Source organism: uncultured Winogradskyella sp., from assembly GCF_947496485.1.
Taxonomy (GTDB): Bacteria; Bacteroidota; Bacteroidia; order Flavobacteriales; family Flavobacteriaceae; genus Winogradskyella.
In genome coordinates, this window is the sequence record NZ_CANMCZ010000004.1 from 233,976 (window position 1) to 244,697 (window position 10,722).

The 10,722-nt window shown below is 31.9% G+C and carries 11 protein-coding genes; all 11 read left to right on the forward strand.

Going from position 1 to position 10,722, the window contains the following annotated elements:
- The first annotated feature begins 2 nt into the window (after positions 1 to 2).
- Positions 3 to 2,117 (forward strand): Piwi domain-containing protein, encoded by a 2,115-nt coding sequence (locus Q0822_RS13760; protein WP_299124628.1) that lies wholly within the window; start codon positions 3 to 5, stop codon positions 2,115 to 2,117.
- Positions 2,118 to 2,126: 9 nt separating this feature from the next.
- On the forward strand, positions 2,127 to 2,861 hold the full coding sequence (locus Q0822_RS13765; protein ID WP_299124629.1) for a hypothetical protein: 735 nt from the start codon (positions 2,127 to 2,129) through the stop codon (positions 2,859 to 2,861).
- A 3-nt stretch (positions 2,862 to 2,864) separates the two neighbouring features.
- Positions 2,865 to 3,968 carry a DUF4238 domain-containing protein gene (locus tag Q0822_RS13770; RefSeq protein ID WP_299124631.1) on the forward strand — a complete coding sequence of 368 codons (1,104 nt, stop codon included), beginning with the start codon at positions 2,865 to 2,867 and terminating at the stop codon, positions 3,966 to 3,968.
- 71 nt (positions 3,969 to 4,039) lie between these two features.
- Positions 4,040 to 4,360 carry a DUF6660 family protein gene (locus Q0822_RS13775; protein WP_079738439.1) on the forward strand — a complete coding sequence of 107 codons (321 nt, stop codon included), beginning with the start codon at positions 4,040 to 4,042 and terminating at the stop codon, positions 4,358 to 4,360.
- 49 nt (positions 4,361 to 4,409) lie between these two features.
- Positions 4,410 to 6,596, forward strand: a complete 2,187-nt coding sequence (locus Q0822_RS13780; RefSeq protein WP_299124634.1) for a TonB-dependent receptor — start codon at positions 4,410 to 4,412, stop codon at positions 6,594 to 6,596.
- A 2-nt stretch (positions 6,597 to 6,598) separates the two neighbouring features.
- The gene (locus Q0822_RS13785) at positions 6,599 to 7,012 is read left to right on the forward strand and encodes a transcriptional repressor (protein ID WP_299124636.1); all 414 of its coding nucleotides are present in this window, start codon (positions 6,599 to 6,601) and stop codon (positions 7,010 to 7,012) included.
- 56 nt (positions 7,013 to 7,068) lie between these two features.
- Complete coding sequence (locus Q0822_RS13790) at positions 7,069 to 7,431, forward strand: DUF3703 domain-containing protein (protein WP_299124637.1); 363 nt, start codon at positions 7,069 to 7,071, stop codon at positions 7,429 to 7,431.
- The gene (merTP, locus tag Q0822_RS13795) at positions 7,428 to 8,015 is read left to right on the forward strand and encodes a mercuric transport protein MerTP (RefSeq protein WP_299124638.1); all 588 of its coding nucleotides are present in this window, start codon (positions 7,428 to 7,430) and stop codon (positions 8,013 to 8,015) included. The genes Q0822_RS13790 and merTP overlap by 4 nt, the downstream gene beginning before the upstream one ends.
- A gap of 5 nt (positions 8,016 to 8,020) precedes the next feature.
- Complete coding sequence (locus Q0822_RS13800) at positions 8,021 to 8,227, forward strand: GDCCVxC domain-containing (seleno)protein (protein ID WP_120201171.1); 207 nt, start codon at positions 8,021 to 8,023, stop codon at positions 8,225 to 8,227.
- A 10-nt stretch (positions 8,228 to 8,237) separates the two neighbouring features.
- On the forward strand, positions 8,238 to 10,190 hold the full coding sequence (locus Q0822_RS13805) for a heavy metal translocating P-type ATPase (protein ID WP_299124641.1): 1,953 nt from the start codon (positions 8,238 to 8,240) through the stop codon (positions 10,188 to 10,190).
- A gap of 71 nt (positions 10,191 to 10,261) precedes the next feature.
- Positions 10,262 to 10,675, forward strand: a complete 414-nt coding sequence (locus Q0822_RS13810; RefSeq protein ID WP_036122971.1) for a hypothetical protein — start codon at positions 10,262 to 10,264, stop codon at positions 10,673 to 10,675.
- The last annotated feature ends 47 nt before the right edge of the window (positions 10,676 to 10,722 follow it).

The window sequence follows — 10,722 nt, forward strand, 5'->3', positions numbered from 1 at the left end:
CTATGCAAGAACACCTCAAAACGAACATACTCAACTTTAAATGGCCTAATAGTGCGCCTACTATTTATTTAACTTTAGAGGATATGGAAGAAGGTAGCCATCCTATACATAATTCTAAATTTTCAAGGCAGATTAAAGAGGTGTTTCCAGATGTAGACTTATCTAACACAGACCAAATATTTACAACATTTACAACAGAAATACCAGATGCACCAAGTATTAAACTAAATTTAGTAGATGGTAGAGAATTGAGAATATACAAGCAATTCCTTAAACACCAATTAAGAAGCTATTTTAAATCTAAAGACTATATAGTAGTAAAAAACTTCGTTGGTGATGTACAAGTGTGGATGCCTTCTAAAAAAGGAAATACAGCAGACTATAACCTCTACTATAAATTTTCATTTAAAATACAGTTTGCAAAACTCACAGACTTACCAGAGTTAATTGTTTCATACGATGGTACTTCAAAAGTCCTTACAACTTCGGTTAAGGATATAGAGGATTCAGAGTTAATAAAGCGTTGTGTATATGGTCAAAAAACGTTCAATTACCAAATGGACCTCGATACAGAGGAAAAAGAAGAATTTTACAATGCTATTCAGTTTGACCAGGCATACCCAATTTTTAATTTGCCATTAGCACGGGCTTTAGATATACCTATTGAAGAACCTGTAAGACCAGCTAACAAATACCAAAAGTATGTAGCACTTATTAATAATTTTGCTACCAATTATCTGTTTACAGAAGATTTTAAAGCCATATTTCCTTTTAAGACTGATGCTTTTATTGATGTGCCACTCAATCGTATCAATCACATTGACCCACAAGTAGGATTATTAGAATTTGGTAAAGACCAATACGGTAACAAGAAAACCCATTTAGTGCCTAAATTGGCAATGAATAATCTTAATCCTTATAAGAGACCAAACAACCAAAACATTAAGTTTTTCTTTGTGTACCATACGTCTCACAAAGAAGCAATTAAAACCTTTTACAACAACCTTAAAACTGGCGTTACTGCGGATAAAAAGTATTTTAAAGGGATTGAGGCTTATGTAAACATTAAGGCTTCAACGTCTAAAGAACATTTTATTGAGTTTACCAATGAAAGCGACCCAATTCCAGAAATAGTTGAAAAGTTAGAGAGCTTAACCTTCGACCACGATAATATAAAATATGCAGCGTTCTATTTAAGTCCTTTCGATAAGTTTACACCAAATCCCGAAGACCGAGACATCTATATTCAAATCAAAGAATTGTTTTTAAATGAAGGCATTGTTACGCAGGTAGTAGATTATGAAAAAATGGTAGTAAATATCGAGAATCAATACAACTTCCAATTCACATTACAAAATATGGCATTAGCTATTCACGCTAAATTAGGTGGTGCACCTTGGAAACTCGCAGTAACCGATAAAAAAGAATTAGTAATTGGTGTTGGTGCTTTTACCAATCAAGGCGAAAACAGACGGTATATAGCAAGTGCCTTTAGTTTTCAAAACAATGGTTTATTTAGAAAGTTCGAATATTTTGACCAAAGCGAAACAGACCTATTGGCAGGAAGTATATGTAAAGCCATTAGAGATTTTACATCGGTTGCTGAAGCAGATAAAGTAGTCATTCACTTTTATAAGGAAATGAGCTACGAGGAACTAAAACCTATTATAAGAGGGATGCATACATTAGGGTTGAAAATTCCTCTTTACATTTTAAATATCAATAAAACAGAAGCAGAAGATATTATTGCTTACGACCTCAATTGGGGTAAAAAGTTAATGCCTGTAAGTGGCACATACATACGTATTAGCGAAAATCAATTCCTACTGTTTAATAATGCACGTTATCCTAATTCACAGCGATATGCAGATACAGATGGTTATCCGTTTCCAATAAAAATTAAGGTAAGCAGTCCAGATGAAGATGCTTTTGAAGATGCAGACGTGGTTTTAGAGTTATTAACACAGGTATATCAATTTAGCAGATTGTATTGGAAATCACTTCGACAACAAAATGTACCTATTACCATAAAATACCCAGAAATGGTAGCACAAATAGCACCACGATTTAATAATGGTGTTCCAGACGATGCTAAAGATGCCTTATGGTTTTTATAAAATAATGATATGTCAAGATTAAGAAGAAAAGAAACACTTGCATCTATAATGGGATTTGGTTTTATCCATTTTGAGTTTCATTTAATTGAAGATTATATGAATCATATGGAAACTCATTTCGAAAGGGAATTAAAAAATATTGAGGTTGAATATGATAATTTTCAAAGTTCCAAAGAGATAGATAAATCAGAATATTCAGAAGAATATTTAGACCACATACAAGATTCCTTTATTGACAATGTGTTTATGTTTAATGATGTTTACATCAAAAATTACAGAAACGCTCAAGTCATACAGCTGTATTCTTTTTTTGAAGATGTTTTAAAACGTGGCTGTGATAGGTTCGCATCCTATAAACAAACAGATTATAGAGTAGATGATTTAAAGGGTAATAATGATATTGATAAAGTAAAAAAGTTTTTAAAGCAGTCTGCTAAAGTAGATTTTTCTATCCTCAATCCTGAATGGAGTTTTATTGATAATTTTAGACAAGTACGTAATTTAGTTGTGCATCACAAGGGTATAATTAAAAACAACGATACTGTCAATAATAGCGATAGAAAGTTCAATAAAATTAAGAGTTTTAGCAAAGGTCGGTTTACGCTAAAGGAATATGTGTCTTCAAAAAATAGATTTGAAATAATATTTGATAATCCACAGTTTTTTAAAGAAATAATAAACAACATCGAAAGTTTATTAGATAAAATAGGAAGTAAAGAAATGCCTTTAAACGAAGTAAAGTAGAGTATGTCAAACCCAATAAAACAACATTATATCCCACGTTCATATTTAAAGAACTTTGGAATTGAAGGTAGAAAAAGAAATTATTTTGTTGATGTTTACAAGTTAGATGATGATATATTATTAGAACAAATAAGTACAAAAGATATTTGTTTTGAGAAGAACATTTATACAATACCGGCAGAATCAGATGAGGTTAAATATGCTTTAGAAAAACATTACGCTGAAAATGTAGATAGTGAATTTCAAAAGGTCTATTCCCTGCTTATTGATGAAAAAGTTTTAACGGTAACCCAAGAACAAAAAATACAGATACTCTATGTTTGTCTCTCACTATATTTTAGAACACCAAGAATTCTAAATCTTCAACGGAGTATGAATAATCAAATTTTTGATAGAGCAACTCATACAGCAGATGAAGAAGGAATGATAAAAATGAACTTATATGGCGAAAAAATAAAGTTTCACATTGATGATATTGAAGCTGTAAAAAAAGAACATAACGAACGTTCAAGAACGGTTTTTTTAGTAAACCATTTAGAACAATGGGGAAATTTTGTAAAATATAAATATGACTGTACTATTAATGTTATTAAAATTAATGATGCGAATGCACCTCTCATAACTTGCGATAATCCTGTATCCATCAGGCATTTTGAAACAAATCGTTTTCAAGGGTTATATGACCCAAGAGCAGTAATAACTTTACCATTAGACCGCTCACATTATTTAGAAATTCATCCCAATGACTATGCAGATGGCCAAACAAGAATTAATCGACTTACACAAGATAGAGACTATGTATTCACTACAAATGGAGTAACCCAACAGAATGCAGAAAAACTATTAATTGGTTATAAAGGCGATATTGATAAACATTTCGATATTCAAAATCATTATGAAAAACCAGAAAATGGTGAGGAATTTCTCAAAAAAGCTAAATATAGAGCAGAACAAGCACTTATTTTGTTTGAAATTTTAAAGAAAAAAGGATTTGTCTCAAAGGAATTTATTGGTAAACTTAAAGAGCTGTTAGAGCATCCTTATTGTAAGGATGATATTCAAATGCTGAAGTATAAAAAAGTACTTTCTAAAATGGGTAAATGGTGATTTGGTTAATAATAGAATTTCATAAATCTTTTGCACAACCATTGCATCATTAAATTTTTATCTTTGTAATTGTGAAATTTGTAACAATCATATTATCATTAATTATACTATTGCTTTCAGCAAAGCCTTGTTCTGATGGGCAAAATATAGAAGACCAGCAGCATCAAGACGAGATAAGTACAAATCATAATCATCAAGAAGATAGCGACGATTCTTGTCCTGTAACTTGTATTTGTAATTGTTGCGGTATGACAATTACTTACGAACCCATCAAGACATTTGATTTAAAACTTAATATTGAAATCTCAACGGATTTAATTTCTACATATCAACCTATTTACGGGTTTAATTTCCTTTCCAATATTTGGCATCCGCCACAAGTAATCAGCTAAAACAAATCGATTTTAAATCAATTATTTAGTTAATTACAAATACAATTCAATGAATAAATACCTATTGAGCATAAAGCTCATATTAATACTTTGCCTATCGTTACAGGCACAAACATCAGACATACAAATAAAAGTCCTAACAGAAGCTGAAAACGAGCCTTTATTGGGCGCAACGGTTTATTTTGAAGTATTAGAAAAAGGAGCAGTAACCGATTTTGATGGTATTGCAACTTTTACAGAAATACCAGATGGTCAGCATCAAATAATAATTTCCTTTTTAGGCTTTGAAGCATTTGAGACAACAATTCAAATTCCAAGTAATACAGCGTTAGTCTTTAAATTAAAAGAAGGTGGTAATCAATTAGATGCTGTAGTACTGCAATCTTCAAGAAGTACGAGAACCGTTAGAAAAATACCAACACGTATCGAGTTTATCGGTGCAGAGGAATTAGCAGAAAAAGCAATAATGAACCCTACTAATATTTCTATGGTGCTTCGTGAAAGCACAGGAATACAAATGCAACAAACATCATTAAGTAGTGGGAGTACCAATATTCGTATTCAAGGATTAGATGGTAGATACACACAACTTTTAAGAGATGGATTTCCATTATATGGTGGTTTCTCAAGTGGATTAAGTATTCTACAAATACCACCTTTAGACTTACAACAATTTGAAATTATAAAAGGAAGTTCATCAACCCTTTATGGTGGTGGTGCTATTGCAGGATTGGTAAATATGGTATCTAAAACACCAGACTTTGAACCTGCTTTAGATATAATGCTTACACAAACACAAGCGTTAGGAAGTACAGCCAATGTATTTTATAGCAAACGAAATGAAAAATTTGGTATTTCACTTTATGGCTCTGGTCATTACCAAAAAGCATACGACCCAGAAGATGATGGTTTCAGCAATCTACCAAAAACAACATCAATTTCTTTTAATCCTAAACTGTTTTACTATCCATCAGATAAAACAACACTTTGGTTTGGATTAAATGGAACGTATGATGATAGAATTGGTGGAGATATTACCAAAATTGAAAGTGGTGCGGATGGTATTCATCAATATACAGAAGAAAACAACTCAAAACGATTAAGCAGTCAATTTGTATATCAAACACAATTAGATTCCGTTAGTTCATTAGAGTTTAAAAATAGTGTCTCTTTTTTCGATAGGAACTTAACTGTTCCGGATTTCAATTTTGATGGCAAACAAACAAATACGTTTACTGAAATATCTTATAATACAGCATCAGAAAATACGGATTGGATAGTTGGAGCTAATCTATATACCTCAAATTTCGATGAAAATGATAACGCACCATTACAAAGAGACCAAAAAGATGTGACCTTTGGAGCATTTGCAAATAATATTTACGACATATCGGATAATTGGATATTAGAAACAGGATTAAGAGCAGATTATAATACGGATTTCGGTTTCTTTCCACTTCCAAGAATTTCATTACTTTATAAAAACAATAGTGGATTTTCAAGTAGAATTGGTGGAGGTTTAGGGTATAAGATTCCAGATATTTTTACAGAAGAAGCAGAGTATATCAATTTTGAAAATGTGCTTGCTATAGATAAATCTACAGTAGATGCAGAACGTTCTTATGGTGTTAATTTTGATTTGAATTATCAAACTCGTCTATCTGATGAGATTGGTTTTTCGATAAATCAATTATTCTATGTTACCGCTATTAATGATGGATTGCTTTTAAATTCAACAGATAACGGATTATTTCAGTTTGAAAATGCACCAGATGAAATCTTTAGTAAAGGAGCAGAAACCAATATAAAATTTACATACAAAGACTTTAGATGGTTTTTAAACTATGCACTTATTGATACCAAACTAAATTATTTACCTGGTAATCCACAAAAGCCATTAACAGCAAAGCATAACGCAGGTAGTGTTTTAATGTACGAATCTGAAAAATGGCGTATTGGTTATGAAACCTTTTATACAGGAAAACAATTCTTATCCAATGGTACAGAAACTACAGACTTTGTAACTATGGGTTTATTGGTGATGCGTAATTTTAAATTAGGAAGTGTATTTGTGAATTTTGAGAATTTTACAGATAGAAGACAAAGCAGGTTTTCACCTTTAGTTTTACCGCCACACGACAATCCTGTTTTTCCAGAGATTTATGCACCTACAGATGGTTTTATATTTAGTGTAGGTCTTATTATTAAACCATTTGGAAACGAAGACCACGATTAAATATGGAAACAATAGAACAAGTATTAGAGTCAAAAAATATTCGTGTTACAGCAATGCGTATGTTAATTTATAAGTTTCTTGCAGAAAAAGAGATAGCGGTAACATTGAGTGATATTGAAAATGCTTTTGAAAAAGCAGATAGAACTACCTTGTACAGAACTATTAAAACTTTTGAAGAAAAGGATATTGTGCATCAAATAGACGATGGCACAGGGATAACAAAATATGCGTTATGCGAAAAGGGATGTAATTGTGATATAAAAACCGATTTACACTTACATTTCCATTGTAACAATTGCAATGAAACCATTTGCTTAACAGACTATAAAATACCCCAAATTAAAGTGCCTGATGGCTTTGTTTCGGAAAATGTAAACTTGGTTGTAAAAGGTATTTGCGATAAGTGTAGTGGCTAATAATTGCACTTCCATTGCACTTACTATTAAAGTACATTTATCCAAAATTAGTGAATATGAAGTTTAATACTAAAATACCTAAACATCTTAAACAGGCGTATAACGAAGAATTAAAACTATACAGTTTCTGTTTAGAAAATAAGCATTTTGGCAATGCTTGGTATCATTTAGAACGCAGTCATATCATAGGGCAATCTTATCCAATAGAACATACCTATTCACATTGGTTAATGCTAAAATTTGGATTTAGACAAAAAGATACTAAAGAAGTAATAGGTCAAATAGTTAGGTTGTTTGTGGGTGGCTGGAAATCATTTATAAATCACGTTCCACTTGGTAATACAGGTGGCGCAAACGTGCCACCATTAAAACGGATGCCTATTCCAAATGACATTGAAAAAGTATTAGATATAGAATGAAAAATAAATTAGCGGTTACAAGTATCCTAACAGCAATCACAGCTTCATTGTGTTGCATCACACCAGTTTTGGCATTAATTGCAGGAACAAGTGGTGTAGCTTCAACTTTTTCTTGGATAGAACCATTTAGACCTTACTTAATAGGGCTAACTATATTAGTTCTTCTCTTTGCTTGGTATCAAAAATTAAAACCAGAAAAAGAAATCGACTGTGGATGTGAAACGGATAAAAAACCAAAATTTATTCAGTCAAAAACCTTTTTAGGAGTTGTAACAGTATTCGCAATAGTGATGTTGGCATTTCCATACTACTCAAGTATGTTTTATCCAAATTCAGAGAAACAAATTGTTGTCGTTGATAAATCAAATATCAAAACAACAGAGTATAAAATAAGTGGAATGACTTGTCCCAGTTGTGAAGCTCACGTAAACCACGAAGTAAATAAACTTAACGGAATTGTGAACTCAAAAACATCATACAAGAATGGTAACGCAATCATTGAGTATGACCAAACTAAAACTAATGAATTAGAAATTGAGAAAGCAATTAATTCTACAGGTTATAAAGTAACTGATAAAAATTAAAATTGATGCAAACTATATTAAAATCTGAAATCACTTGCCCAACCTGTGGTCATAAAAAGGAAGAAGATATGCCAACAAATGCCTGTCAATTCTTTTATGAATGTGAGAAATGTAAAACAGTTTTAAAACCAAACAAAGGAGATTGTTGTGTGTATTGTTCTTATGGTACAGTTCCTTGTCCACCAATTCAACAAAACAAAAGTTGTTGTTAAAACTAACTTGATGAAAAAAAAGAAAATCAATTTAAAAGATTTAAAACCAAATTCAGAAGCACAACATTCTCACGATGATGGTCATAATCACGGTAATGGAAGTGCATTCAAAACATACATTCCTGCTATCATAAGTTTTGTTATGTTAATGGTAGGTATCGCTGTAGATTATTTTGATGCGATTCCTCAATTTCAAGGATTGATTCGAGTAGTTTGGTACACTTTAGCATATATTCCAGTTGGATTTCCTGTAATTAAAGAAGGATGGAAAAGTCTTATAAAAGGCGATGTTTTTACCGAGTTCTTTTTAATGTCTATTGCCACCATTGGTGCGTTTATCATTGGTGAATATCCTGAAGGTGTGGCAGTAATGCTATTTTATGCAGTAGGAGAATTATTTCAAAACGCAGCAGTTAATAGAGCAAAAGGAAATATTAAAGCCTTATTAGATGTTCGACCAAAAGAAGCCAATGTATTTCGTGATGGTGATTATGTTAGTGTGTCGCCAGAAGCTGTAAATATTGGTGAAAAAATACAAATTCGAGTAGGTGAGAAAATACCGTTAGATGGGATTTTATTATCCGAAAAAGCATCTCTAAACACCGCAGCGTTAACAGGCGAGAGCAAACCAGATTCCATTCAGAAAGAAGCAAAGGTTTACGCAGGTAGTATCAATTTAGAAAGCGTTATTGAAGTTGAGGTAACTAATAAGTTTGAAGATAGTTCTATTGCCAGAATATTAGAATTGGTTCAAAATGCTACTGCACGTAAATCTAAAACAGAATTATTCATTAGACAGTTTGCTCGTATCTACACGCCAATTGTAGTATTCTTGGCTATTGGTGTTATTTTTATACCTTACTTTTTTGTAGATGATTATGCTTTTAGAGATTGGTTATACAGAGCATTAATATTCTTGGTGATTTCTTGTCCTTGTGCGTTAGTGATTTCAATACCATTAGGTTATTTCGGTGGTTTAGGTGTAGCTTCAAAGAATGGTATTTTATTTAAAGGGGCTTCATTTTTAGACGCTATGACCAAGATAAATACATTGGTAATGGACAAAACAGGAACCGTTACCAAAGGTGTATTTAAAATCAAAGAAATAAAAACTATTGGTTGGGATGAATCTGATTTTATGAAGTATTTAATGGCTATGGAAGAACAATCCACGCATCCAATAGCTAAAGCCATAATGGTATATAAAGGAACTGAAAATAGCTATGAAGCAAAAGAAGTTTCTGAAATTGCTGGTAAAGGATTAAAAGGTATAGTAAACGGTAAAACTGTTTTAGTAGGTAACCAAGCCTTAATGATTGCCAATAGTATTGATGTTCCAACTGAAACGGAATCTATTGTAGAATCGATAGTATTAGTTGCAATCGATAATCAATTTGCAGGTTATGTAGTAATAGCAGATGAATTAAAAGAGGATGCAAAAGAAACAATTACAGATTTACATAAAGTAGGCATTAAAAATATTATGATGCTTTCTGGTGATAAAGATTCTATAACTCAACAAGTCGCTAAAAAGTTGAATATTGAAAATGCTAAAGGTGGTTTACTACCAGAAGATAAATTAAACGAAGTTGAATCTTTAAAGAAGAATCCTGAAAATAAAGTAGCTTTTATAGGTGATGGTATTAACGATGCACCTGTTTTAGCATTAAGTAACGTTGGTATTGCGATGGGTGGTTTAGGTAGTGATGTAGCTATTGAAACAGCAGATGTCATTATTCAAACAGACCAACCATCAAAAGTAGTGAGAGCCATTAAAATTAGTCGTTCTACACGCAAAGTAGTTTGGCAGAATATCATTTTAGCGTTTGGAGTTAAAGTTATTGTCTTGATATTAGGAGCAGGTGGTTTAGCCACAATGTGGGAAGCTGTTTTTGCAGATGTAGGAGTAGCATTATTAGCAATTTTAAATGCAGTTCGATTGCAGAAAATGAAATGGGATTAAGCAGATTAATCAATTAAACTTCTGTTAAACAAAATCAATAGTTGTTAAAATTTCGTAACTTCGCAATCAATATGAAGCAGATTTTCCATAAAATAATGTCTTTAGCAATGACTTTTGTAGTGTTATTCTCTACAATGTCATTTACTGTGAATATGCATTATTGTGGAGATACTTTAGTAGAATCTGCTATCTTTCAAAAAGCCAAAGGTTGCGGAATGGAAATGGAAAAGCCTTCAACCGAAGAATGTTCTATTACCAAGAAAAATTGTTGTGATGATAAACAATTAGCAATTGAAGGTCAAGACGAATTACAATTGCAAGTTGACAAAATCACGTTTGAGCAACAAGTATTCATCGCTTCATTTGTTTATACTTACATTAACCTTTTTGAAGGTTTAGACAGTAATGTATCTACCTACGAAGAATACAAACCACCACTCGTCATAAGGCAACTCTACAAGATTGACGAGACATACTTAATTTGATTTTTAAACAATAGACTCTTTTATCCTATGACTGCAATGTCGTAAGG

Bases quoted from the DNA above. Each gene is read 5' to 3' on its own strand.
- Q0822_RS13760 (WP_299124628.1), top strand. From the start codon at position 3: ATGCAAGAACACCTCAAAACGAACATACTCAACTTTAAATGGCCTAAT.
- Q0822_RS13765 (WP_299124629.1), top strand. From the start codon at position 2,127: ATGTCAAGATTAAGAAGAAAAGAAACACTTGCATCTATAATGGGATTT.
- Q0822_RS13770 (WP_299124631.1), top strand. From the start codon at position 2,865: ATGTCAAACCCAATAAAACAACATTATATCCCACGTTCATATTTAAAG.
- Q0822_RS13780 (WP_299124634.1), top strand. From the start codon at position 4,410: ATGAATAAATACCTATTGAGCATAAAGCTCATATTAATACTTTGCCTA.
- Q0822_RS13785 (WP_299124636.1), top strand. From the start codon at position 6,599: ATGGAAACAATAGAACAAGTATTAGAGTCAAAAAATATTCGTGTTACA.
- Q0822_RS13790 (WP_299124637.1), top strand. From the start codon at position 7,069: ATGAAGTTTAATACTAAAATACCTAAACATCTTAAACAGGCGTATAAC.
- merTP (WP_299124638.1), top strand. From the start codon at position 7,428: ATGAAAAATAAATTAGCGGTTACAAGTATCCTAACAGCAATCACAGCT.
- Q0822_RS13800 (WP_120201171.1), top strand. From the start codon at position 8,021: ATGCAAACTATATTAAAATCTGAAATCACTTGCCCAACCTGTGGTCAT.
- Q0822_RS13805 (WP_299124641.1), top strand. From the start codon at position 8,238: ATGAAAAAAAAGAAAATCAATTTAAAAGATTTAAAACCAAATTCAGAA.
- Q0822_RS13810 (WP_036122971.1), top strand. From the start codon at position 10,262: ATGAAGCAGATTTTCCATAAAATAATGTCTTTAGCAATGACTTTTGTA.